Source organism: Paenibacillus pasadenensis (assembly GCF_002864175.1).
GTDB classification, from domain to species: domain Bacteria; phylum Bacillota; class Bacilli; order Paenibacillales; family Paenibacillaceae; genus Paenibacillus_O; species Paenibacillus_O pasadenensis.
Window position 1 is genome coordinate 196,227 of sequence record NZ_NFEZ01000001.1, and the last position, 25,265, is coordinate 221,491.

Consider the following 25,265-nt stretch of genomic DNA (forward strand, 5'->3'; position numbering starts at 1 on the left):
AATGTTGGGAATTAGGAAGTTGAGAAAGAAGATGAAGCGATCTACTTCATCTTTCTGAACGAAGTTCAACTAGCCAGACTTCTAGCTCGGTTGCTCATCAGATTTTGTTTCATCAGACTGAGACCCGCGTTTCCCGAGGGCGACGAGAACGAGGATGACCGCTACGGCAGCAATGATCCATCCGTAGTGGTTAGCGACGAAGGTAAACCCCCAGTTCACTACCGCAGCCGAAATCAGCAGGCAAATGATGAAGACGGTAGCCATGCCCTTGATCCCGAAGTATGTAATGCGAAACATTTTGTTGAAGATTACGAAAAATACGATGGCGAATACAAACAGGAGTATCGTCTGGAACGTATCCATACTCATCACCTTTCATTAACGGGAGTTAGTTGGTAATAATTAAGCTTGGATTTTGAGAAAGTGCAGGCCTGCCTCAAGTGCCACGTCCGGTTCAAGGACACGAAGTTGATAATTAAACTCCATCTCCAACGGGGTAAGCTGCTCTCTGATAAAGTTCAGCCTGAGGGCTGCGAGCAAAAGGTAGCCTGCGGCCTCCTGTTCGGTGAGTGTTTCCGTTTCCAGAGCCCTGTTACTTGCAATCATTTTCAGGACGTCTGAACCGACGGGTTTGCTTATACGTGCCTTGGACTTATTCCAATTCAGTATTTCCTTGATTCCCAAGCCTTGCTTTTGAGCGAGACTTGAGCTGTTCAAGTAGGCGTCTTCGGCATCCTCTCTTTGCACTTCATTTAGGAGAAGCAGAGCCTGCGCGGCTAAGTGCTCGCCATGATGCCTGTCCATTTCGAGTTCTCGGCATGTAGCCAATGTGTACCCGAGAAATTCATGAATCGAGATCAGATCTTCACAAAGCGGATATTGTTTGATTAGTTCACATCGTTTGGAAACCATGTTCCTACCTCCCTTTCTGTTGGAGCCCTATATCGAATTTTTCTGTGACTCAGGCACTATTCGTTCGACAATTTCTATTATAAGAACTTATAAGTATTATCGGCAATATTTTCTTATAGTTGAGTACTCTGTCTTCGTCCTTACCAATTACCTACGCTTGAAGGTAAGAGGTGGTGGATATGCCCGATTTTTTGGCGCTCGTCGGCGCGAGAATTAAGCAACTGAGAATGCAAAAGGGACTGTCGCAGGCCAAGCTCGCGGAGTTGGCTGAGCTACAGGATTCCTATATAGGCGGCGTGGAGAGAGGAAAACGTAACATCTCTCTGAACTCGCTGCAAAAAATCATGTCAGCCCTGGGGGCCGACCCCGTGGAAGCGCTGAAGTTTGGTCGATTGGACGAAGCGGAGGACTGGGATGGGGATCTGGACAAGCAGGATGTGCTGGACATTCATTTGTCCCTGCTCCGCGACCGGAGCCTATCGGAAATAAGGCTCGTCCAGCGAATGGCGAAGGACATGTTCGAAACGTACGACGGGGAAGAAGGGCGCAAGTCTTAAAATGGAGGCGAGCGGGCAGCGTAGGCTGTGGCGCTCGCCTTTCTATTTGTCCTCATGTCTCGATCTCTCATGGATTAGTCGAAGCTTGCACTTCAACAACTTGCGATCCGCCCGAGAAAATTGGCGATGGGCCTCCAGCGTGACAGATTGGGCATTAGCTGGGCTAAGGCTGGCAGCGTGTTGCTCGATGTGCAGGATGATAGCGGTAAGCAGGCTCTGCGCTTCTTCGACATGTTCGAGCAGGCGATCGGCCTGCTCGGATAGTCTGGCGATCCCGCTGGTATTGGGCATGGTGAGGCCTCCTAATCGGTAGAAATTGATGTTGCGCAAGACTGGTTGTCATTCCAAATAGCGCCGGTACCGTCGTTGTCGACGTCGGCGGAAAAGACGCAACTCTGAGGTCATGAACGGACGTACTTCGGGCTGATCGTGATGGCGGCGTCTGCATGCTTGCGGTAGAAGCGCATGTCGCGGCTGGACTGGTTGGCCTGCTCGGTAAAGGCGGCCTGTAGTTCGGCATTCTCGAACAAGAAGAAGTCGCGACCTTTCTGTCCGCCGAACAGAGCGATCATGGCGTAGTGGTAGCTGCCGGGATTGCAAATGCCGCCGCTGCCAAGCGGGACGAGCTCGGCCACCTGCCCGACCGTGAGCCGTTCCCTCTGTTCCGGCTGGTCGTCCAGCGCAAGGAGCAGACAGGCGAACAGCGCGTCGGCGTTCGCCCTGCCCGCGATCTGCTCGGGGACGAAGTGCTTGCAGTGCATGGACTCCCAGTCCAGTGAGCGGACGGTGGGCTCGATGGTGGGTGGTGTTTTGTCCGCAATTTTGGCCAAGGCATGTCGGTTGCCGTACGCCTTCAGGAAGCGGTCTAGATGTACTTGCGTCCGATCACCATGCTTGGCTTGCATCTTGGGAAGCAGCATTCGGAAAAAGTCAGTGTACCGTAGAAGACCGCCCAGGCTACGGTCGGCCTCCCGTTCTCCGTCCTCGTGCCCGACCTCTTGGAGAAGGTCCCGTATCACTCCCAGACGCTGAGTGTCCGCATGTTCCAGCACGTCGGGGCGGATCAGATGGGCGAGGAAGGCAGCGGTATCGAAAGCAAGCGGCTCGTCGCCGAGCCTGCTTGTCCAGAAATCAAGCACCTGGGCGGGCTCGAAGGCATTTGTGCCTGTGAACTCCGCCCAGGACTTGACGACGGACAGGGAGGTTTGCCGTTGGGCGTAGGGAGCATCTTTCCGCTGCCAGAAGCCACCGCGCCAGGACAGGGAGGCGCGAACGGTCTCCGGCTTGACTGCCTTCGGGTCAACGAACTGCTCGAGCCACCTGTCGAGCGGCTCGGTCGGGTACTTGGCGTAGGGAAAGTGGGACATGTGCTCGTCGTAGTGATCGTTGATGTAGGCTACGATAGTTTTCTTCTTGTTCTCGCTGATGGTCAGAGTCATTCAGGTGATTCCTCCTTTTTGGGTTAGCGGACGGGCATCGACGGGAGTGACGCAATTTTGTGTGGCTAGAAGTGGCCGTCAAAGTCGGCTTCAGTCAGGCGTTTGGTTGCGTTGACTTCGTTTCGCTGTTCCTATGCCGGTTCCGTGTAGTCCTCGTCGTGGCCGTTCAGAGCAATCTGCCGTTCGGGTGTCAGAAATGGGTCTTTTAACTGGACATAGAATGGCTCGGCGAGCTCATGGACCCAGCGGAGCGCGTCGGGGACGGTGCCGCCATGAAAAATGGGAGGACCCTCTGCCCAGAGGTCCTCCCATACGAATTCTGCTGTCTTGGTGGCGCTGTCTATCCTTATATAAATGTCTGTTCCATCCACGTAGACGTTGGTCCCTGCCTCGTCGGTAGTGCGAAGCACGAGGCGCATGGTGTGGGTTGGCGGTTCCTCATCTCCAGGCAGGGGCATAGCGTGTCTCTCAATGTAAGGAATGATTGCTAGCGCCATTATCCATACATTTTGCTGGTAGGCACCTTGGAGGTCATTAATTTCGAATCTGTTCCTGAGCGTTGATAATATAACGGTTTGAAATTGAGCCATATTGATTCTCCTTTTGGTTATCCGATTAATTTTAGCGAAAGAAATCACGGGTAGGAAAATATACCCAAACATAGTAAGATGGATAGAGAACAACTAGAGCGAGGTATCTTATGAAGGAAATCATATTGTTTCTACTTGCAGTTGTAGCGCTAGGTGTTATCGCAGGCTTATTGCAGCCTCAGAAGAAGAAAAAGGGCAGAACTCGACGTCCTGCCAACGCAAACAAGCGGCGATCGGTATCAACACAGCAGAAATTTAACCGGAGTTCGAAATCCTGTCGACCAGATGAGGTCATTCTGTCCAGGCCACTCGATGATCTTAATGGTACTGAGTTTGAGCGACTGCTTGCACTATACTTTCGAGATCTGGGCTACGTCGTTCACGAAGTCGGAATCGGCGGAAATGACGGTGGAGTGGATTTAGTTATCGTGGACAAGCGTGGCGAGAGGACGGCAGTACAGGCAAAATGCTATGCCGATCACAACATGGTTCCCGTTCAGACTGTTCGAGAACTTGTTGCTGCCAAGCGGAATCACAATTGCATGCTGACTTTGCTTGTTACCACGTCGGACCTGACGGGGCCTGCGAAAAAGGAAGCAGAGCAATTTCGAGTGGAGTATTGGCATGGTGGGTTAGTCGGAGAGAAGCTACAAAGATGGGGGAAGTGGGCTCCAGCTAAAAAGAGAAAGGTTAGAATGGAAGTGAGAGAGAAGCAATGACTTTGAGCAGCTTTGACGCGGTATATTATACTTTCGCTTTCTTGGTACCGGGGTATTTGATGTTTTGGGTCTTTAGTATATTTGTACCCACAAGGGAAAGCCAACTTCAAACAGCCATTTTGCGATACTTATTCTTTAGTTGCCTAAATTATGCTCTATGGTCTCCCCTCTTTTATTACTTGGCGAAAATAGATTACTCTATCCACCATACTTTGAGGTGGTTCGCCCTTATGGCTGGCGTGGTTTTGCTCAGTCCCATTTTGTTGGGAATGTTCTTTTCTTGGTTAGTACAACAAAAATGGTTGAGAAAAATGATGTTTAAAGTAAGCAAAAGTGCATTTCATCCAATACCTACGGCTTGGGATTACAAAATGAGCAATCTATCAGGTTCCTGGGCAATTGTTACTCTAAATGATGGATCGCAGGTACTCGGTTGGTATGGGTCACAATCATTTTCATCATCTATCGCGGGAGAACGAGATTTGTTTCTTGAATCAGTCTTTCAAATGGATGAAGATGGCGCTTGGATAAAACGAAAAAATACAGAAGGCATATGGATTCCAGCGAACCAGATTAAGTGGATTGAGTTTTTCTCGGATGATAAGGAGGTGAGTAACGATGAGTAAAGAACAACACCCTACACCACCCCAGAGACCTAACGGAAATTTTGGATATCAACCAGTGCAAGAACAGAAAGGGTATCAGCCCCCACAAAATTCTTCGAGTGGAGGTAAGAACCCACCTAGTGGAGGATCCAGCGTTATCTCCCCTAAAAAGTAATGACTCAATGCTTTCCTATATACACTGACTCGCAAGGACACCCAAAAGGGTGTCCTTTGTAAAAATAAATAAATTCAGAAACAACAAGGAGATAGTATGTCAAAAACCTATAACCTGTTTACCAGCCACTCATGGGCATACTCGGATGCTTATTTAAAGCTTATGCAGTTGTTACAGACAAGTGGATTTGCACACAAAGACTACTCAGTGCCTCAAAGTAGTCCAATACATAATGCGAGTAACGATAGGCAGCTATATGAAGCAATAAGAGTCCAGATGAGTTACGCTCATGTTGTAATAATCCTTGCCGGTGTATATGCGACATATAGCAAATGGATTAACAAGGAGATTGAAATCGCCAAGAATGGGTTTGCTAGAGTGAAGCCAATTATTGCAATTGAGCCGTGGGGATCAGAAAGAACCTCAAAGATCGTAAAAGAGAATGCAGACAGGATTGTTAAATGGAATAGTAATTCTGTTATTACAGCTATCAAAGAGTTGGGGTGATATTTTGAGAAAAGCTTTGATAGTTGGTATTAATAACTATCCAACATCTCCTCTAAAAGGATGCGTTAAAGATGCAGTTGAGATGGCAACTGTACTTGAAAGAGATGCGGATGGTTCTCCTAATTTCAGTGTAAGGCTCCTAACGGAGCCTTCTGACACAATCACTCGAGGCTCTCTCAGACAGCATATTGAGCAATTGTTTGAAGGACCAAGTGATGTCGCATTGTTTTATTTTTCTGGTCATGGGTTGGTTAATTCTTCAGGTGGGTTGATTGTTACGCCAGACCACAGTGCAGGTGATGAAGGTATTTCAATGGACCAAATATTAAATTGGGCAAATAGATCAAGAGCAAGAGAAAAAGTAATTATTTTGGACTGCTGCCATTCTGGTCAATTTGCATCTCCCGCACTGGATGGCGGGGAAGTTGCTAGACTAGGAGACGGTTTAACTGTATTGACCGCATCAAGGGCTTCGGAGTATGCAATGGAGAGGGGAGGCTCCGGTGTATTTACATCTTTGATTATTGATGCACTATACGGGGGAGCAGCCGATCTAAGAGGGTTCGTTACCCCAGGCGGAATTTATTCCTACGTTGACAGTGCTCTTGGCGATTGGGAGCAGCGCCCAGTATTTAAAACAAACGTCTCTCGATTTACACATCTAAGAAGAGTAATCCCACCCATACCAATAGAAACAGTCCGCAAAATTAAGGAGTTTTTCCCAGTCCCTGAACATGAATATCCACTTGACCCGTCTTTTGAGGACACTGTGGAGGGGCATAGCCCAACGAATGCTTTGTTGTTTAAACAACTTCAAAAGATGTTTTCAGTGGGACTGGTCAGACCAGTAGGGGAAGAATTTATGTACTTTGCTGCAATGAATACTAAGTCTTGCCGCCTAACAGCTTTAGGATATCAATACTGGAGAATGGTTGACGAGAACAAGTTGTAGTTGTGAAGTGTTGCGAACTCTTCATCAGAACGCAAAAGGCACCCAAATGGGTGCCTTTCGATTTCGCTCTATAGATGATACGGTGAACCGTATCATCGCTAAAGGTAAAATAAAAAGGGACTTCATCAAGTCCCGGAGGCTTTCGGTATGAGGTTCGTTGAGACTGGCGAGCACATCCGGCTCAAGCGGTGCAACGCAATCCAGAGCTTGTGTTTCCGCTAGGCGACTGAGGAGGACGGCAGAATCCATTTGCATTGATTCGATGGTAAAATCGAAGTGCAAGTTGATCTGGGTGATCTGTCGTCCGACCCGCCTTGGAGAATCCTTGGTGATGCGGATATTTTCGACCATTAGCCGCAGTAACGCCTTTTGTTCATCCGCATCGATCTTCAAGAGGGCGTCCTGAATCAGCGTCAACAGTTTTTGCAACGAATCGAAATCAACAGGCCTATTAAATTGTTCGTCCAGTTCAGCTTCGATGGTCTCCAGCCGTTTCTGAAGCTGTTCTTGACGAGCATGTGTTTCCTTCAGGTCATCTTTGAATATTGCAGCCAACTCGGGATCGCTCAGGATGTTGTCTTTCAGCTTCTGAAGCTTCCTGCTGTTGGCATTTAACTCGGCAACAAGGGCTTTCTTTTCTTCCATGACCGGAGCGTCTGCATTTGATCGCAAGGCATTGATTTTATCGACCAGTTTCATCAGAATATCTGGACGCGATGCTACTTTTACAAGTTCATCAATCACTTGCTGTTCGGCTACGTCAGCTCGCATCATATTAGAGCGGCAAACGGTCTTACCCTTGTTGTGAAATTGTCCGCAGATATAGTAACGATATGATTTGCCTCCAGCACCTTTGGAACGTGCAGGAACCATTCCGTGACCGCAAGCAGGACATCTGAGTAATCCGCTCAGAATGTACGGCTGATGGGAGCGGGACGGCTTGTAGGAACGCTTACCAAGCTTCTGATGAACACTCTCCCATAACTCGGATGCAATAAGCGGATCATGTGTTCCGTCAACAAGCAGGAAGTCGGGATTCTTTCCTTTCCTGCGTTTTTCAGACCAGTCTTGCAGTTGGTTATAACGTATCTTTCCGATGTAGATGGGATTATTGAGGATCGTCTTGATGCCGCAGACATTGAACGGTTTGTCCATCTTGGAGCGATAGCCTTCTTCATTCAGACGGCGGGTGATGGCTTTGAATCCAAGTCCTTGATTGGCATAATCGAATATTTTGCGGACGATGACGGCTTCATACTCGTTGATGACAAGCTCTTTTTCAATGTTGTCATACCCCAACACCTTTCCTCCGTTGTACTTGCCTTCCTTGGCTCGCTGCTCCATTCCAAGCTTCACTCGCTCGACAATGTTATTGCGTTCGAGTTCGGCAAACGAACAGATCATCTGGAATGCCGTCCGGCCAAAAGCCGTTGTCGTATCGAATTTCTCATTCAGACTGATCAGCCTGACATTGTTTCTCTCCAGCGTTTCGCTAATCTCCAAAGCATCCTTCAGCTTGCGTGCGAGCCGGTCAATTTTATAAATGATGACAACGCCGAACTTCTGCTGATTGGCATCTTTCAATAGCCGTTTCATCTGTGGGCGGCCTGAGATGCTTTTGCCACTCGCACCTTCATCCACATATTCATCCACAATTTCAAGGCCGTTCTGCTCCGCATACTTCCTGATTTCCGAGATTTGAGCAGCGATGCTATACCCTTCCTTGGCTTGCTCTTCCGTACTTACGCGGGCGTACAGAGCTGCTTTAAGCTTGCTCATACTTCATCTTCTCCTTTGTTTTCGTACTTGTTAATGAAATTGGATTGATGCTCGTTCCATGATGCACGCGGGAAAACAGGAAATGCATCTGGATACTTGCCCATGTCATTGAACAGAGCACTGGCTTTGACTGCCGGATGCGGTTGATTGAACAATTCCTCAGATGATTTAAGTGACTCCAGTTCTCCAATTATGCGTCCCATGGAAGCGATAAATTGCTCTTTGTCGAGAGGGCGAGAGGATTGGAGATCATGAATAAATCGCATCATCCCGTCTGTGAACGCCTGATAGACGATGGCACCGATATAAGACAGCGGACTTTCCTCAGCAGAGGCAGGAGCGAGTTCGGTTGGTTCCCCGATGGCTATCAATCGGGGCTCCCCTTGGTAGAATTCATCTGTTAACGCGTCGAATGGTATTCCCAAGTCCTGTGTGATTCTGAAAATAAGTTGATATGCAGGTTTCTTGGAATCCCCGCGTTCGATAGAGATGATTGTCTGGTGACTGACACCGACGCGTTCACTCATTGCCGTCGTTGTAAATGATTTGTTGGAGTGAAGCTTTCCAGCTTCCTTTCTGAAGAACTTTAATCGCTCCCCCAAATCGCTCATCTTCAAATTTTCAAACTCTTCGCGAGTGAGAATCCGCCTTGGCATAGATGATCATCCTTTCTGTACAAGCAGGTTTACAGTGATTATAAACTCTGCTATGATGGTTTGCAAATATATAATTATAAAAACCTATATATAAATAAAGGAGGTTGCTATGGACTTTATCCTCGATATTGGCATTGACCTGAACGAGATGGACGATGTGTTTGAGATCGTTCACGACAAACGAAGGAAAGAGCAAGACTTTATTGAACAGCTTGCTCTGGCCTTAAATCGCATGTTGGATCACCCATCGGAAGCAGAAGATGGATCTCTAACAACAGGTGTACAAGAATGACAACCGAGAGGGCTTAATCCCTTGCTACGTAAGGCTTCAGGCCCTCTCGATATTTGGGGTGAAACCGTATGTTTCTGTACAATAAGCAAAGGGCAGCGGAGTTGTTGAACACCGTGCCGATCATTCAAAGCATTCAATCCGCCAGCAAGATGAAGCACTTTGACTGTCCTTACGACAAGCTGATCCTTTGTTCAGACGAGCCGCCAACACAAGCGTTCGTTGACCTGATTCGGCCCGCGAGATTCGAGACGGACGATGATGAAACCTTTTACCGATACAGGCTGGTGCATGACTTGTTCAGCGTACAGTGGATGCAGGCCAACCCGGAGGCCCCAACGACATCCATCATGTTGAATCCTTGGAAGCACCAACTCTCACCCGATGATGTACTTGCATTGATCGACTTCGTTATCGGCAGTCATCTCGATGCACATGTCGCTCACAACGACGATAAGCAGGATTGGCTCCGGTTTCTGACCTCGAAGGAGTTTGCGAAGCGTATCTACGTCGGCTATCAGAAGATGAAACCGCGAAACTACAATGATCTTGACCAGACGTTTATGTTCGGTAGTAAAAAGAGCCAGCAGGTCATCGTCTACGATAAGGCGAAGGAACAATACAGTGATGGCGAAGAGTGGATTCGCCTTGAGAAACGCAGGAAAAGGCGGAACAAGCACGCAAGGCCAACTCTGTCGCGATTCCTGCTGGATGAACAGGCTGACGCTTTGAGACACGTAGTCATCGTTGATATTAATAAGTTCAGCGGCAGAGACAAGATTATGCGACGCATCAACAAGTACGGAACATTTCAGGAAGCCTACATGACATTAACCAAGGAAGAGAAACGGAAGTTGAAACTGCATGAAGCATTCCGGCATCCCCTTGTTGATGTCGGTGCGTTGTTTAAAAAGGAACTCGACCAATGGCTCTCCATGTCGCCACACTTGCATTTGATGAAGAGAATATTCCCGGTACTCAAAGCGGGCTGGAGCGGGAAAGACACATTGACTTACAAAACGGTGCGTATTGATCCGATAAATCTGCTTTTTACGGGAACCCATTTAGAACCGTATGTCGGCAAAGAGAAATACAAGCTGCGACAGAACTATCTTACCGACGTAATAAGATGACATGTTTTGTGGGGGGCCGCGAGCGAAGCGAGCGGCCCAATCTCTCCATCAATTCGCATTGCACAATGACACGTTAGAGAGTCGCATGAAGCCAGTCAAGGGCCGAAGGGGCGAAGCCTTTACCCTTGACTGAGCGGTGCCTAGAGACGACACTCCTTCGTGTCCTCAGCGTTAGCTGAGGAACGCCGTACGGCGAGTGACGGGATTGTAAAGGGTGGGAACCCTTTACGTTCTCCCTCAGGGAGCGGAGAGGGTGGTCTTTAATCGGCGAGCGAAGCGAGCCGCCTTTCCGGTTGCTGATGCAGGATATAAGCAGACCTTAATCCGCATACACCATAAAACGTAGCTCCTGCGGATCACGCTTCAGATCATAGCAAACATCAAGCGGCAACGGGATGGTGTATCCTTGACTCCTGACCTCAATGGGGGTTTTATAGGCGTAGAACGGCAACGACAGATGCGTTTGAAAGAACATTCTCCAACCGTTGTCGAACCGCAGATAAACCTCATTGTCGTTGATCGATACCTGAACGAAGAGTTCATCCGCAGAAAAAACGTAATGTGCTGGGAAGCAAAGGCCATTCTCGCTTACGGTGAGCTCCACAGAGGCTTGTTGATTTACTCGAAAGGCCTTTTATCCTTCCCGGTTTGTACAATCCATCTACAGCCGATTTCACACGTTCTGATAATGCGGACAGCAGATCAGGCAAGTTGCCAATCAGTTTGGCTATTGCCCGAAGAGGCATCCGCAATAAATCCGCATCGATGTACAATTCCTTCATCCGCCGATCAGCGAACATTCCTCCGCTGGCTGATCCGGGGCTGTACATTTTGAACAGATACACCTTCCAGCCGCTCAATTGCTCGATTGTTTCCCGGATGAACCTAAATTTGACCCGCAGCCCGCTGAATGGAACATCCTTCAACACCACGATTTCAAATGGTTCATTCCGGCATTCCGATTCACATACGAGCCTCCTCGAAGCGTCCGGGAATGTTGTATGTTGCAGCACGACAACAGTCGTAATGGAAACCGCCGGATGCGGATGAAGTTCGACCTTGCTTCCGTTCGTTGATGCGGGTAACTGGAATTGATGCTGATGATTGTTCATGCGTATATTCCTCCAATGTGAATTTGATGGTCTAGGGACACAGCGGCTAGCTATTATAGAGAGCCGCTGCGAATGGAGTTAAATTCACTGTCCGTTGTTTGTTACGAAGTCATAAGTCCACGTTCCTTGAGACTGATGAATTGGTCTCCGCCTACGATGATATGATCGAGTACTTCGATGCCGGTAACATCCCCAGCTTCGACCAGACGAGCCGTAAGTTGAATGTCTTCATGTGATGGTGTGCAGTCGCCGCTCGGATGGTTGTGCGAAACTACGATTGATGCTGCGGAACGTTTGATGGCGGCCCGGAAAACTTCGCGTGGATGCACGATGGCTGCATTGAGTGAACCCTTCGAGATCGTCTCCGGTTGGCCAATGACATGATTCTTGGTGTTCAGAAACAGAACAACGAAATGCTCTTGTTGCAGATACCGCATTTCAGGAATCAGCAAATCGGCGGCATCCTTGGGGGAGCGGATCACATGCGGATGACTGTAAACGGGTGCATTCAATCTCCGTGCGAGTTGTAGAGCGGCGACGATTTGGCGTGCTTTCACTTTGCCGATACCCTTAATGGCGGTCAGCTCCTGCTCCGTGACATTCATCAGATCGGTCAGCGACGGGAAACGGGAAAAGATTTGATCCACGACATAGGAGTCCGGCTTTTCGGCAAGTGCCTCGGTAAACAGCGTTTTGATTGACGGCATTTCATATACATTCATGTGGTTGACCTCCATAGAAATGCAAAAAGGAGAAGCCGCGGTGGCTCCTCCAGTTGCGTGATAGATGAATTTGAATTATGATGATGACAACACTTTTTTCTTGATCGTTCCGTCTCTATTAGCGGGCGATTTTTTCTTTTTCTTGAGCTTCAATCTGCATTTCAATCGTGACCAGCTTGACCAGCGTCTGGGCATACACCCTACCTTCCTCCGAATCAAAGTGGGCGTTTCGATCCATCATCTGCATTGCTGCCACCACCCCTTTTTTTCTGGCCAGCAGTTCCTGCATGTTCTCCATGTGTCTAACCTCCCTTCAAGGCAGCGAAAATAACCTTCCTGTCGATACAACAGCACGGCTATCTGCAATGACCGTATGAACTGACTTTCCTGCTCTTAATCACTTATTTGGATTCCGACGCTCCGTCGTTTATTTAAAGATCGGGGATGTCTGAGCGGCATAAGTAATCAGTACCGTGACCTGCCCATTGCGAAGTGCGACAACAGCAAATTTCCCTGCATCCAGTGGCACAGAGTAGATGTATCCTTTTCGTTCGCAGAATCCGAGGTATTCCTTTTGACTGTTACGCTTGAATGATTCATAAGTCATCTCCCCAGTCTCCTTTCCTCCAAATTCATACATCCTCATGCCTCCGCCAGTTGTTTCCAGTGACGTTGCAGTTGCTGGGGAAATTCGCGTTGAAAGTAGGCAACAGTCCAGCGAGCGGCGGTTTCTTCATCCACGCCATAGGTCCGGCGGCAGTAGGTTGAAAGAACGCGGCCAGCCATACTGAAGTGCCCATCTGCTCGGCGATGACCTTAAACAATCGATACGAAAAGGTTCGCGGCTGTCGATCGCAGCATCCTGCTTTTCGATCTACGCCTATGAAGCGTTAATGAAAGAGCTGAATCAGGTGGAAGAAGTGCGATTTATCTTCACTTCGCCTACCTTTATTGCGGATAGCATTAAGAAAGAGAAGCGGGAGTTTTACATTCCGAAGTTGAACCGGGAGAAGAGCCTATATGGTTCCGAGTTTGAAATCCGGCTAAAAAATGAAATGAACCTCAAAGCGATTGCAAAAGAATGCAGCGATTGGATTCGTAAGAAAGTTACTTTCAAGTCGAATCGCACTTCAGGTGCAATGCAAGGAATATTGAATTTGCAGACATCTGACGATGCCATCACATACATGCCAATCGATGGCTTTACGACGGTCGATCTTGGATACGAGAAAGGCAACGCTTTATCCAAGATGGTGAACAAATTCAATGAGGTTCCGTTTACCAAAACGTATTTCGATTTGTTCAATCAAGTCTGGAACGACAAGAGCAAACTTGAAGATGTGACGAATCAGGTGGCCGAGCACATTTCATCCGTTTATAAAGAGAACTCGCCGGAGTTCATCTACTACGTTATTCTCTACAATATCTTCAACGAGTTCTTGTCAGATATTACGGAAGATATACTGCCGAACGAAGCAACAGGCTTCAAAGAAACGGAAATCTGGAAGCGGCTCTATCACTTTCAGAAAGATGCAGTGCTCGGTGCCATCAACAAGCTAGAGAAATACAATGGCTGCATCCTTGCAGACAGCGTCGGCCTCGGGAAAACATTTACCGCTCTTGGCATTATCAAGTATTACGAACTTCGCAACAAGTCGGTCTTGTTGCTATGTCCGAAGAAACTTGGCGATAACTGGCTCACGTATAAACAGAACGTGACCAACAACATCCTGTATGCCGACCGTCTGCGATACGACGTGCTCTACCATACGGACATTTCTCGTGAGAGAGGCAAGTCCAATGACATTCCGCTCGACAGATTGAACTGGGGCAACTATGATCTGCTCGTCATCGACGAATCGCACAACTTCCGCAATAACGAAGCGAAGAAGGACAAAGAGACCCGATATCAGAAGTTGATGCGGAAAGTGCTCAAGAGCGGTGTTAAGACAAAAGTACTGATGTTGTCGGCAACCCCGGTAAATAACAAGTTCATGGATCTTCGCAACCAGCTTGCTCTTGCCTATGAGGGAAATCCCGAGGAGATCAACAATAAGCTGGGCACGGAGCGGGGCATCAACGACATCTTCAAACGGGCCCAGTCTGCCTTCAATCAGTGGTCTAAGCTGGATGCCGCTGAACGGACGACAGAGATACTGCTGGGAATGCTTGACTTTGATTTCTTCGAGCTGCTGGACAGTCTGACCATCGCTCGCTCCCGCAAGCATATTCAGAAGTATTACAAAGCGGAGGAGATCGGTGAATTCCCTAAGCGATTGCCGCCTTTATCCAAGTTCTGCAACCTGACAGACAGAACGGATGTCATCGGCTATAATGATATTTTTATGGAGTTGTCCAGAATCAACCTCGGCATTTATGCTCCGTTCAAGTACATACAACCGAGCCGCTTGCGACTGTATGAAGAGATGTACGATACGAGTGTAAAAGGCGGAAGCGGGAGCTTCAAGCAAATGGACCGGGAAGGCAGCTTGCAGCTCCTGATGCGGATCAACTTGCTCAAACGGTTGGAGAGTTCTGTGGAATCTTTCCGGCTCACGCTGTCCAAGATGATCTCCAAGCTCGGTCAGACATTGGAGAGAATTGAGGCTTATGAGCGAAGCGGAAAGTCAGATGCGGTTGAATACACCGAGATTGAAGATGCCAGTCTCGATGATGACGATTGGTTGGACGATGATTTTACCATCGGGGATACCATCAAGATCAATCTATCCGATATGGACGTGCTTCGATGGAAAGAAGATTTGATGAGCGATCACCAAATTCTATCTGCTCTTCACGAAGAGATGCAAAAGGTATCGCCCGAACATGACGAAAAACTGAATGCCTTGAAACAAGTCATCGATGATAAAATCAGACAGCCAATCAATCCGGGCAATCGTAAAGTGATCATCTTCAGTGCATTTACGGATACCGCGGCGTATTTGTACAACCATCTGTCTGCGTATATGAAGTCGAAGTACAACATCGATACCGCCAAAATTGTCGGCAGCGATGAGAACAAGAATACCGCAGGACTTCGGAATGACATCAGTACATTGCTCACCTGCTTCTCGCCGCGATCCAAGGAGAAGAAGCTGACCATGCCTAATGTTGATGGCGAAATCGATCTGCTTATTGCGTCCGATTGCATCTCCGAGGGGCAAAACTTGCAGGACTGCGATTTTCTCATTAATTATGATATTCACTGGAATCCGGTACGAATCATTCAGCGATTTGGCCGAGTTGATCGGATCGGCTCTCAAAACAAATCCATTCAGCTCGTGAACTTCTGGCCCAACATGACGCTGGATGAATATATTCAGTTGAAAGAACGGGTCGAGAATCGCATGATCATCATGGATATGACGGCAACCGGCGACGACAACGTCCTGTTTAATCAGTCCAGTGATCTGGAATACCGGAAGCAGCAGCTTAATCGCTTGCAGAAGGAAGTTGTCGATCTGGATGACATGAATACTGGCGTATCCATAACGGATTTAGGTCTTAATGACTTCCGCATGGATTTGGTGAACTACGTCAAAGAGAATGGCGAACTCGATACCGTTCCAAGCGGACTGCATGCCGTTGTTTCTGCTGATGAAGATAAGGGAGTGCAGCCCGGCGTCATATTCGTTCTTCGGAATGTGAATGAAGAATTGAACCCGGACAAGCAGAATCGTCTGCATCCCTTTTATCTGGTTTACTTGAGTGACGATGGCGAAGTCGTCACCAATCATATGGATGTCAAGAAGACACTCGATGTTCTGCGTGCCCTGTGCCGAGGACAATCTGAACCTGTCTTGGAGGCATGTCGCAGCTTCAATCAAGCGACGAAAGACGGCAGGAAGATGGATGCCTATTCCATGCTGCTTGAGGAAGCGATCCGCTCTATTGTACAGGTGAAGGAAGAAGGCGATCTGGATAGCTTGTTCAGTTCGGGAGGCACAACTGCTTTAATCGATTCCGTCAAAGGTCTTGAAGATTTTGAACTCATTACCTTTGTTGTCATCCGGCAGGTGAGTGAATGATGCTCAAGCTACCATCAAGCACACTTGTGAATCGCAAAATACCGAAAAATAAGTTCTATGAGAAGCTTCACGCCAATCAACATCTAAAGGAACTGTTTACCGAGCAAGTCGAGTCGATCATCTGGAAGCACAAACTATCCAAAGAGACGATTCGCCTCGAACCGAAAGATGACATTGAGGAAGTTCAGGTGTTTGAGGTTCACTTGAAAGAGCGAACTTACTCACTTGATTTGTTGCGGAGCATCGACAAGGCGATCCCTTACCCCATACTGCACGTCATTGTATACGAAGATCAGGCAAAACTCGCAATCGCCTACAAGGAGCGGAATCAGACCGATGATAACCGCTCCGTTGTACGTTCGTATCACGAATCGGAATGGCAGCCTGTAGAAGAATTGAAGCTGGACATCATTCAAGGACTTGATTTAAAGGCCGTATACGAGAACATCATCCGTCAACTGCTGCCGATTAACTCGAAGTCGGAAATGGAGCTTACAGCCGTTCTGGAGCGGCAAGCAAGCATAGATAAGCTGACCCAAGAATGCCAGCGGCTAGAAGCTAAGATTCGTGGCGAAAAGCAGTTTAATCGTAAGGTCGAATTAAATATAGAACTGCAACGGAAACGCAAAGAATTGAATCAACTTCTCAACTAAGTAACGGGAGGTCTAACCATAACATGAACCATCTAAAGATGAAATCAACCGATCTGACTCAGGTCAATATCGACAAGATTGCGGAACTGTTTCCCAACGTAATTACAGAAGCAAGAGATGAACAAGGAAAGATCAAGCGTGCGATTGATTTTGACTTGTTGAGACAGGAGCTATCCGGCTACCTTGTTGAAGCGGAGAAAGAACGGTATCAATTGATGTGGCCGGGCAAGAAAGAGGCTATCCTAACAGCTAATACACCAATTGATATGACTCTGCGACCGGTAAAAGGGGAGAGTTTAGATTGGGATAGTACTCAGAATCTTTATATCGAAGGTGACAATCTTGAAGTGCTGAAGTTGTTGCAAGAATCCTATTTAAACAAAATTAAGTTGATCTACATCGATCCTCCGTACAACACCGGAAGGGATTTTGTTTATAAGGATGACTTTAGAGAACCGACAGATGAGTACATGGAGGAATCTGGACAAATTGATGAATCGGGTAATCGCCTCTTTCAAAATACCGAGTCTAATGGAAGGTTTCATAGTGATTGGCTAACTATGATGTATGCGAGGTTGAAAGTGGCTAGGAATCTGCTTAGAGAAGACGGAGTAATACTGATAAGCATTGATGATAATGAGATGCACAATCTTAGAAAAATAGCTGATGAGGTTTTTGGAAGTACTAATTTACTAGCCACCTTTGTTTGGAAATCAAGAAGAAAGCCTATTAATGTAGGAGATTCGAAATTCAAGCCACAACGTTGCTCAGAGTATATCTACATGTACTCCAAGAATGCTGACAATGTAAAGTTCCTCCCCACGTATTCCGGAGATGAAAGATCATATCCTCATACTGATGCTAAGGGCAAGTACAGACTAACAACTATTCTGAAGTCAAATAGAGGCGGTAATGAAAGAGCTACTATGAGATTTGAGATAAACGGATACACTCCCCCTGAAGGCCAAAGATGGCAGGGAGGGGAAAGTTTTATACAAAGTTTGTTCGATGATGGTTACATTGAATTTAAAAACGGAACTCCTTTTAGAAAATACTACGAAGATGAAGAGGAAGCTGAACACGATCCTTTGTACACTTTCTTAAATGAGGATAAAACGGGCAGTTCAGAATCGGGGAAAACCTACCTGAATAATTTGCTTGGTAATAACCATGGTTTTGATACTGTAAAACCCAAAGAGTTGTTAAATATATTCTTAACTGTACTAACGGGCAAGGAAGAAATTGTTATGGATTTCTTTTCGGGCTCCGCGACTACTGCTGATGCTGTGATGCAAATTAATGCAGACGATGGAGGTAACCGAAAGTATATAATGGTTCAATATCCTGTAGCAATTGACGAAGATTCCCAAACGTATAAAGAAGGTTATAAAACCATTTGTGATATTGGTAAAAGTCGCATCCGTTTAGCAGCCCAAAAAATCAAAGAAGAAACCGGAGCAGACACCGATTACGGCTACCGTGTATACCGAGTAGACTCTAGCAACATGAAAGATGTCTACTATACGCCGGACAAGCTTGGTCAATTGAACCTTGAAGATGTAGGTACCAACATTAAAGAAGACCGTACAGGTGAGGACTTACTTATTCAAGTGATGCTAGAATTCGGGCTGGAGCTTTCTTTGCCTATGGAATCCAGAGTAGTTGACGGGAAGACCGTTCATTACGTTGCAGGCAATTCCTTGATCGCATGCTTTGATGATGAGGTGTCCGAGGCGGTTATTAAGAAGATCGCAGAAGATCAACCGCTTCGCGTTGTATTCCGTGACAGTTCGTTCCGGGATGATTCTGCTCGCATCAATGTTGAAGAACTGTTCAAGCTACTCTCCCCAAGCACAGAAATTCAAGTGCTGTAAGGAAGGTGAGCAGCGATGAAAATCAAATTCAAACACCAGCAGTTCCAATTGGATGCGGTAAAGAGCATTGTTGACGTATTTCAAGGACAACCTAACGAATCGTCTCGGTTTACGCTTGATAAAGGTCGGCGGCAAAAGAGTGTAGAAATCGGTGATCTCTTTCAGCAAACAACAAGCAACGAATCTGAATATGGATTTAAGAACAATCCCATCAAGCTAGTCGATCAGGAAGTTCTGAGCAATATTCAAACGGTTCAACGCCAGAACGGGTTAAAACTATCGGAGCGGCTCGAAGGCAAATTCAATCTTACGGTTGAAATGGAAACCGGTACAGGGAAGACCTATACGTATATTCGAACGATGTTCGAGTTGTACAAAAAGTACGGCTGGAGCAAATTCATTATCGTCGTCCCTTCTATCGCGATTCGTGAAGGCGTTCTGAAGACATTTCAGATTACCGAAGACCACTTCATGACGGAGTATGGATCGAAGGCACGTTACTTTGTTTATAACTCGAAGCAGTTGCATCACATAGAGAAGTTCGCCAGCGACGCTGGAATCAACGTCATGATCATTAACGCCCAAGCTTTTAATGCCAAGGGTAAGGATGCAAGAAGAATTACAATGGAGCTGGATGACTTTGCATCCCGTAAACCCATTGATGTAATTGCAAGCACCAATCCTATACTCATCATCGACGAACCGCAATCGGTTGAAGGTCAGAAGACGAAAGAGGCATTGAAGGATTTCAAGGCATTGTTTACGCTGCGATATTCGGCAACGCATCGGGAAGACTACAACAAAATCTATCGCCTTGATGCTCTGGACGCATACAACATGAAGCTGGTCAAGAAGATCAGTGTGAAGGGCATCTCAGTCAAAGGATCAAGCGGAACGAACAGCTACGTTTATCTCGAAGGCATTGATGTCAGCAATAAGCATGCCCCAATAGCCCGGCTTGAGTATGAAAAGCGAACCAAAACCGGATTAACCAAAGTATCCAAGAAGATCGTCACAGGCGATGACCTCTATCAATTGTCCGAGAACTTGGAGCAGTATAAAGGTTACAAGGTATCCGAGATCAACGGTCAGAATAACAGTATCAGCTTTATTAATGGTGTTACGCTGTTCGCCGGAGACGTGCAAGGAGATGTGAGCGAGCTTCATTTCCGGCGAATCCAGATTCGAGAGACGCTGAAATCTCACTTTGAGAAGGAGCGGGTACTGTTTCATAAAGGTATTAAAGTGCTCTCGCTTTTCTTTATCGATGAAGTTGCGAAGTATCGACAATACGATAAAGACGGCAACGAACGGAACGGCGATTATGCGGATATCTTTGAGGAAGAGTACATGGAACTCCTGAACGAACAACTGTCATTGTTCGCGGATGACCCGTATGTTCAATATTTGAATATGATTCGCGTAAAGGATACGCATAAAGGTTATTTCTCGATCGACAAAAAGAGCAATCGGTTCGTTGATTCCAAAGTGTCTGCCAGAGAAACCGACTCCGATGATGCGGATGCATACGACCTGATTATGCGACAGAAGGAGCAACTTCTCAGCTTTGAGGAACCAACGCGTTTTATTTTCTCCCACTCGGCGTTGAAGGAAGGCTGGGACAATCCGAACGTATTCCAGATTTGCACGCTCAAGCACAGTGATTCCACGATCAAGAAGCGGCAGGAAGTTGGTCGTGGATTGCGGCTCTGCGTGAACAAATATGGCGAACGGATCGACTCCAGTATTCCGGGTATTGACGTTCACGAGATCAATGCACTAACCGTTGTCGCAAGTGAATCCTATGAGCAATTTGCCAAGCAACTTCAGGGCGAGATTGCCGCGACATTGTCGGATCGCCCACGCAAGGCAGATAATAACTTCTTCTTGGAAAAAGTCCTTGTGAATGCCCGCGGCGAACAATTGAAGATCGATGAGAGACTCGCAAACAAGCTGCAAAACGCGTTTATTCGTAACGGCTATACCGACGATGACTATAATCTGACGGATGTTTATTTTGCAGCGGTTGAAGAACAAACCATTAAACTGCCCGACGAGTTGAATGCACATCAAGAGCAGCTTATTGAACTGGTTAAAACGATCTACGTTGAAGGCAAGTCGGACATGACGAATGATGACAGGAAGAATACAGTTCCGAATATCACGGTGAACAGCAACTTCCATAAGAAAGAATTCAAGGAGTTGTGGAGCCGGATCAATAAAAGATCGGTTTACACGGTTCAGTTTGACTCGGAAGAATTAGTGCGGAAGAGCATCATGGCGATTGATATGAGCTTGGAGGTACCTTCAATTCGTTATTCCATCAAGCATGGGGAAATGAATGAAATCGAATCCCGTGAACAATTGAAGCAGGGAGAAGCGTTCGTAATTCGAGAGACGGACGCGGATTATGTTCATCAAGCTGCGGCGTCGAAGATCAAATACGACTTGATCGGCAAACTGATGGATGAAACGAAGCTCACCAGAAAAACGATTGTGGCCATTATGAAAGGTATCAAGCAAGCGAAGTTTATGCTATACCAGAAGAATCCCGAGGAGTTTATACTTCGGGCGTCCAGACTGATCAATGAGCAGAAGGCGACGACGATCATTGAATCCATTACGTATGATGTGATCAATGATACGTTCGATACCGATGTGTTCACGAAGAACACGTTGAAGGGACAGCTTGGACAAAACGCGATAGCGGTTGAGAAGCACATTTACGACTATGTGGTGACGGATTCCAAGATCGAGCGGGCTTTTGCGAAAGAGCTGGATACGAGCAATGAAGTACACATTTACGCTAAGTTGCCGCGGGGCTTCTACATCCCTACTCCAGTTGGTGACTACAATCCAGACTGGGCGATTGTATTCAAAGAAGGCGACGTGAAGCATATATACTTTATTGCCGAGACGAAAGGTTCGTTAGACTCTATGGAGCTGCGTGAAGTCGAGAAGGCGAAGATTGAATGTGCACGAAGGCATTTTGCAAAGCTCAACTCTGATCAACTGAAGTACGATGTGGTTAATAGCTACGAGAAGCTAATGGAGATTGTGAAGGGATAGATATCTATAAATTATCGCCGTACTCCGACTTATTGGTGGAGAGCGGCGATTTTTTTATTTACGAATGAACTTATCGTAGGTTAAGATTAGGTGGAAAATGTTTCTTGTATTTGTCATCTTATTTCTGTTGGTTAAGTATAAATGGGAGAGGATACTATGTCCGACGGTGGTAATAATGGTAATTGGGGAGACCACTATCCGGTGTCTTGCCCTCCTGGAAGTGCAAAGTCAAAAGATGTAGCCCCGGTTTATAGATTATCATTAAACAATCCTCCACTGGATGAGGATTTTTATAGTCATAAAGAGGCAAATCTCCGCTATCCGCCTGATAAAGAATGTGAAGCCTGTGCTATCTCGGTGTTTACAGATCTAGAACAGATTCAAAAGGCTAAGAAAAAGATTGTTTTGTTCAAGAATAGAGGCCATATAATTGAAGGTCAAATAGTTAGTGAAACAGGCGTCGTCTCAGAACCAGACCATAAATCCCATATTAACTGGTGGGTCTATAACGGGATTGATGTAAAAAAGTATTTTAAGGATAATTCCTAAGTTAGGGATGGTTTCTATGGATTATATTCTTCCTTTCCCTATTGGGGCCGTTAAAATTATTAACGTATTCGAGTATTTCGACGGGCCCAAGGTGTTTGCTTGTGAAAGCATAACAGGACAAAAATACATGGTCAATTGGATCGATACAAATTCCAATAGCGACACATGGTTTTATGTGCCTGTGAGTGGAACGAGGTACCTTCTTATTCTGAATGGGAAGGTCTCTTTACGTGACTGCATTCTTCATTCGGAAAATAAATTGGTATTGGAAGTCCGGACACCAAAAGGACAGGATAATACTGTAGAGATCAATTATAGAGAATTGAGTAGTATCGTTGAGGAAGAACTACCTGATCCCGATTCATTCTTAGAACTAGATCAACAAGCACCAACTCTTCCTCCTCGAGAGGACACAACTATGACGGCTACTCGATCTGGAAGAGATGTTCTCGATATATCCTTGAATGTTAGTGACCAACATAGTAACGAAATCGATGCAGAACTATTAGGTGAAGTTCTGATTACTACACAAAATTTGGCTTACTATGTAGGGTCTAACACTACAAGCAGCCGCGGGCCTGTTGCAAGGGATATTATTAACGCAAATAAGTTGAAAGCAAGCGGTTTTTTTGCAGCATCCTTTGGAGTTCGTTTGAAGTCTGATACAGTACAAGGGCTTTTTGGTGATACTGATGCGTCTAGTACATTGGAAAAACTAATGGAACTATTTGAGGCAACTCCTGAGGAAGAAAAGTTTAGAACAGTTGTCAAAGGACTCAGTATTAGAGCAATAAAGTCATATTATACATTACTAAATAAGTTAGATAATGAAGATACAAGGATTAAAGTTGAGTGGGCATCTCCTAATCAGAAATACAAGGAAGCTTTACTCGACTCTGGAAATATCAAAAAGGCAATAGACATTCTTATCAAAGAAACAAAAACGGAAGTAAAGCAAATTGAGGTAAAAGGTATATTGGTTGGGGTAAATACTGATTCAAATAAGTTTTATTTACATGCAGAAGACGATGAGCATATTAGTGGCATTATTGGTGACAGTTTGAGAGATCAACAGTTTGTGGTCCCTGTTAAAGTTAAAGCATTAGTTGAACAAAAGACAGAGATTCATGTATTCACCGAAGAAGAAAAGACTACCTACACATTAATAACACTTGAGTAATCAATAAAAAGGCACCCCCATTTCCCAACCGAAGGAAGTGGGGGTGTTGTAGTTAGTTTACCCTATCAATAGATACGGTGAACCGTACCACAAGTAGGGCGAAAGGTTCTTGCCCACAAACCGATAGAGCTTTACGTTTAATCCAATCGCTGCTGCTTACCCGAAGGAAACCCTTCTTGATGAAGACTGTTGGCCTGTATAAGTCATACTATTCTCGTACAAAGCCTTTGATTCGCGATTGAGCACAAGACAGGTACTAGTAAAGAGAAATATTCTATTCATAGAGACAGCCCGGCCGGATCGCCTACGACACCAATTACCGAGGCGTATCGCATGGTTTGTCTCTGTTCCAGTTCGTAAGATGGCCATGGGAGGGAGACGCCGGGATTCCCCGCGATTATAAACCCTAACCAAGCGCTGCGGACAGCAGCTGATAGATCGGCAACAACCTCCAGATCAGCCCCTTGGAACATCGGGGCTTCGCTGCATGCTTCGAGATTTCCGAATGTAAAAGGCAATTCTATCCCGTGGCAGGCTTTAAAAGGAGACTCGGGCGGCGCCCAATCAAGCTGATAAACCCAAGCGTGAGAACCGGCCATATGAACAGCTTCCGCCAACTTCAGGGAAGGAAGCCGGATCGCATAATCGGTAATCAAGTCGGATAGCAGATCGATATGCGTGCTGCCAGGGCGGCGTATGCGGTATTGCTCGAATGCTTCTTCTTTTCCGGTCACAACCCTGAAGCGATCCTTCACGACAGCTGAATCGAGATCAGATGCATTCAAGAGTAGGGCATTTGCTTCCTCTCTATTGGTGCCGATAATGAGATCAATACCCGCTTGGCTGGCACCTTTGGCAGCCATCTCAATAAAACGCTCGGCAGCAGAGAGTGAATCGAATACAGGCATAAAAGGCAGAACGATTTGACCGAATTTTGCGATTTCTTGACCTAGCTGTCCCGTTGCCTTTAGGATTTGAACCGGCGATAAGGCGCGCAGCTGGGCGATTATTTCTTTTGGGTCGCTTTGATCAATATTCAGAAGATCCAGCAGTCGCTTTCCATTCTCAGCCGCTTTGGCTTCCGACAACGGAGCGAGGCTAGCGGGGGGGCTCTGTAGAATCGCTCTTTGGAAAAGACCATGAACATCCGGCAATGCCAATAGACACATAATGATATGCGCACCTGCTGATTGCCCCATAACCGTGACCTGATCGGGATCACCGCCAAAACACTCAATATGAGCTTGAACCCATTTTAGAGCGGTTACGACATCGTAAATCCCCATTTTTCCGTCGCTGACCCCGGGATAATGCAGAAACCCAAGAGCTCCAAGTCGGTAATTCACCCCTACGGTAACGATGTTTCCTTCCTTGGAGAGCGTCGACCCGTCGTACCAGTCCAGCGACCCGGAGCCAGTCATATAGTGTCCGCCATGGAGCCAAACGACTACAGGCCGTTTTTCTTCATTAATGCCAGGCGAGGTGATCGTAAGGGATAAGCAATCTTCCCCCTGCGGCAATTCAGTAGAATCTCCGCTAATCCGACGCAATGACGAAGGAGGTTGTGGTGCAATGACGCCATGGGCGCTTGCATCTCGAATTCCCGTCCAAGCGGCAGCAGGGCGCGCTGGGGCGAATCGATATTCCCCAATCGGCGGTTCGGCATAAGGAACCCCGCGAAACTGAATGACGCCGTTCCTCCGAATGCCCTGAAGCGAGCCGAGAGAAGTTTCTACAATGGGCGAATCGATTTTCATAGCTATCA

Annotated in this window: 25 protein-coding genes; 13 read left to right on the top strand and 12 right to left on the bottom strand. The window is 46.7% G+C overall.

All coding sequences use genetic code 11. The annotated features are described in order from the left end of the window. Positions 1-81: 81 nt before the first annotated feature. The gene (locus B8V81_RS00960) at positions 82-363 is read right to left on the bottom strand and encodes a hypothetical protein (RefSeq protein WP_101807452.1); all 282 of its coding nucleotides are present in this window, start codon (positions 361-363) and stop codon (positions 82-84) included. A gap of 39 nt (positions 364-402) precedes the next feature. Then, positions 403-912 carry a hypothetical protein gene (locus B8V81_RS00965; protein WP_101807453.1) on the bottom strand — a complete coding sequence of 170 codons (510 nt, stop codon included), beginning with the start codon at positions 910-912 and terminating at the stop codon, positions 403-405. A gap of 179 nt (positions 913-1,091) precedes the next feature. Between B8V81_RS00965 and B8V81_RS00970 the strand changes: the two genes are divergently transcribed. Further along, positions 1,092-1,469 (top strand): helix-turn-helix domain-containing protein, encoded by a 378-nt coding sequence (locus B8V81_RS00970; protein WP_101807454.1) that lies wholly within the window; start codon positions 1,092-1,094, stop codon positions 1,467-1,469. 42 nt (positions 1,470-1,511) lie between these two features. Here the strand turns inward: B8V81_RS00970 and B8V81_RS24635 are convergent, their stop codons facing one another. The 3 genes from B8V81_RS24635 to B8V81_RS00980 form a co-directional block, all read right to left on the bottom strand. Then, positions 1,512-1,760 (bottom strand): hypothetical protein, encoded by a 249-nt coding sequence (locus B8V81_RS24635; protein WP_146000426.1) that lies wholly within the window; start codon positions 1,758-1,760, stop codon positions 1,512-1,514. A gap of 110 nt (positions 1,761-1,870) precedes the next feature. Then, positions 1,871-2,908 carry a hypothetical protein gene (locus tag B8V81_RS00975; protein ID WP_101807455.1) on the bottom strand — a complete coding sequence of 346 codons (1,038 nt, stop codon included), beginning with the start codon at positions 2,906-2,908 and terminating at the stop codon, positions 1,871-1,873. A gap of 131 nt (positions 2,909-3,039) precedes the next feature. Continuing rightward, positions 3,040-3,498: a hypothetical protein gene (locus B8V81_RS00980; protein WP_101807456.1), complete on the bottom strand. Its 459-nt coding sequence runs from the start codon at positions 3,496-3,498 to the stop codon at positions 3,040-3,042. A gap of 110 nt (positions 3,499-3,608) precedes the next feature. Here B8V81_RS00980 and B8V81_RS00985 point away from each other — a divergent pair, with 110 nt between their 5' ends. The 4 genes from B8V81_RS00985 (at position 3,609) to B8V81_RS00995 (ending at position 6,456) form a co-directional block, all read left to right on the top strand. Continuing rightward, positions 3,609-4,217, top strand: coding sequence for a restriction endonuclease (locus tag B8V81_RS00985; RefSeq protein WP_101807457.1), 609 nt, complete (start codon positions 3,609-3,611; stop codon positions 4,215-4,217). Then, positions 4,214-4,843, top strand: coding sequence for a DUF6338 family protein (locus tag B8V81_RS25480; RefSeq protein ID WP_219623298.1), 630 nt, complete (start codon positions 4,214-4,216; stop codon positions 4,841-4,843). Before B8V81_RS00985 ends, B8V81_RS25480 begins: the two co-directional genes overlap by 4 nt. Before the next feature lie 250 nt (positions 4,844-5,093). Beyond that, positions 5,094-5,504: a TIR domain-containing protein gene (locus B8V81_RS00990; protein ID WP_101807458.1), complete on the top strand. Its 411-nt coding sequence runs from the start codon at positions 5,094-5,096 to the stop codon at positions 5,502-5,504. Further along, on the top strand, positions 5,440-6,456 hold the full coding sequence (locus B8V81_RS00995) for a caspase family protein (RefSeq protein WP_244912684.1): 1,017 nt from the start codon (positions 5,440-5,442) through the stop codon (positions 6,454-6,456). The genes B8V81_RS00990 and B8V81_RS00995 overlap by 65 nt, the downstream gene beginning before the upstream one ends. A gap of 24 nt (positions 6,457-6,480) precedes the next feature. Here B8V81_RS00995 and B8V81_RS01000 read toward each other — a convergent pair whose 3' ends face one another. Together B8V81_RS01000 and B8V81_RS01005 are read right to left on the bottom strand one after the other, a co-directional pair. After that, positions 6,481-8,235, bottom strand: coding sequence for a recombinase family protein (locus B8V81_RS01000; protein WP_101807460.1), 1,755 nt, complete (start codon positions 8,233-8,235; stop codon positions 6,481-6,483). Then, positions 8,232-8,891: a helix-turn-helix transcriptional regulator gene (locus B8V81_RS01005; protein ID WP_101807461.1), complete on the bottom strand. Its 660-nt coding sequence runs from the start codon at positions 8,889-8,891 to the stop codon at positions 8,232-8,234. The genes B8V81_RS01000 and B8V81_RS01005 overlap by 4 nt, the downstream gene beginning before the upstream one ends. Before the next feature lie 109 nt (positions 8,892-9,000). Between B8V81_RS01005 and B8V81_RS01010 the strand changes: the two genes are divergently transcribed. Further along, a complete protein-coding gene (locus B8V81_RS01010; RefSeq protein ID WP_101807462.1) occupies positions 9,001-9,183 on the top strand; it encodes a hypothetical protein in 183 nt (60 codons plus the stop codon). Between the two features lie 68 nt (positions 9,184-9,251). Beyond that, positions 9,252-10,313 (top strand): hypothetical protein, encoded by a 1,062-nt coding sequence (locus tag B8V81_RS01015; protein ID WP_101807463.1) that lies wholly within the window; start codon positions 9,252-9,254, stop codon positions 10,311-10,313. 539 nt (positions 10,314-10,852) lie between these two features. Here the strand turns inward: B8V81_RS01015 and B8V81_RS24645 are convergent. The 4 genes from B8V81_RS24645 to B8V81_RS01035 form a co-directional block, all read right to left on the bottom strand. Beyond that, positions 10,853-11,425, bottom strand: a complete 573-nt coding sequence (locus B8V81_RS24645; RefSeq protein ID WP_146000428.1) for a hypothetical protein — start codon at positions 11,423-11,425, stop codon at positions 10,853-10,855. Positions 11,426-11,526: 101 nt separating this feature from the next. Further along, the gene (gene radC / locus B8V81_RS01025; protein WP_101807684.1) at positions 11,527-12,147 is read right to left on the bottom strand and encodes a RadC family protein; all 621 of its coding nucleotides are present in this window, start codon (positions 12,145-12,147) and stop codon (positions 11,527-11,529) included. Positions 12,148-12,265: 118 nt separating this feature from the next. Next, the gene (locus tag B8V81_RS01030) at positions 12,266-12,445 is read right to left on the bottom strand and encodes a hypothetical protein (protein WP_101807465.1); all 180 of its coding nucleotides are present in this window, start codon (positions 12,443-12,445) and stop codon (positions 12,266-12,268) included. Positions 12,446-12,574: 129 nt separating this feature from the next. Further along, positions 12,575-12,754, bottom strand: coding sequence for a hypothetical protein (locus B8V81_RS01035; RefSeq protein WP_101807466.1), 180 nt, complete (start codon positions 12,752-12,754; stop codon positions 12,575-12,577). 286 nt (positions 12,755-13,040) lie between these two features. Here B8V81_RS01035 and B8V81_RS01040 point away from each other — a divergent pair, with 286 nt between their 5' ends. The 6 genes from B8V81_RS01040 to B8V81_RS24650 all read left to right on the top strand — a co-directional run bounded on the left by B8V81_RS01040 (position 13,041) and on the right by B8V81_RS24650 (position 23,500). Further along, entirely contained in the window at positions 13,041-16,175 is a 3,135-nt protein-coding gene (locus B8V81_RS01040; RefSeq protein ID WP_244912685.1) for a helicase-related protein, read from the top strand. Beyond that, complete coding sequence (locus B8V81_RS01045; RefSeq protein ID WP_244912686.1) at positions 16,172-16,828, top strand: DUF4391 domain-containing protein; 657 nt, start codon at positions 16,172-16,174, stop codon at positions 16,826-16,828. The genes B8V81_RS01040 and B8V81_RS01045 overlap by 4 nt, the downstream gene beginning before the upstream one ends. 23 nt (positions 16,829-16,851) lie before the next feature. Continuing rightward, positions 16,852-18,702 (top strand): site-specific DNA-methyltransferase, encoded by a 1,851-nt coding sequence (locus B8V81_RS01050; RefSeq protein WP_101807469.1) that lies wholly within the window; start codon positions 16,852-16,854, stop codon positions 18,700-18,702. Positions 18,703-18,717: 15 nt separating this feature from the next. Then, entirely contained in the window at positions 18,718-21,771 is a 3,054-nt protein-coding gene (locus tag B8V81_RS01055) for a type III restriction-modification system endonuclease (RefSeq protein ID WP_101807470.1), read from the top strand. Positions 21,772-21,927: 156 nt separating this feature from the next. Next, positions 21,928-22,320: a hypothetical protein gene (locus tag B8V81_RS01060; protein ID WP_146000429.1), complete on the top strand. Its 393-nt coding sequence runs from the start codon at positions 21,928-21,930 to the stop codon at positions 22,318-22,320. A 16-nt stretch (positions 22,321-22,336) separates the two neighbouring features. Beyond that, a complete protein-coding gene (locus B8V81_RS24650) occupies positions 22,337-23,500 on the top strand; it encodes a DUF6575 domain-containing protein (RefSeq protein WP_342352558.1) in 1,164 nt (387 codons plus the stop codon). Between the two features lie 278 nt (positions 23,501-23,778). Here the strand turns inward: B8V81_RS24650 and B8V81_RS01065 are convergent, their stop codons facing one another. Beyond that, the gene (locus B8V81_RS01065; protein ID WP_101807472.1) at positions 23,779-25,257 is read right to left on the bottom strand and encodes a carboxylesterase/lipase family protein; all 1,479 of its coding nucleotides are present in this window, start codon (positions 25,255-25,257) and stop codon (positions 23,779-23,781) included. Between the last annotated feature and the right edge of the window lie 8 nt (positions 25,258-25,265).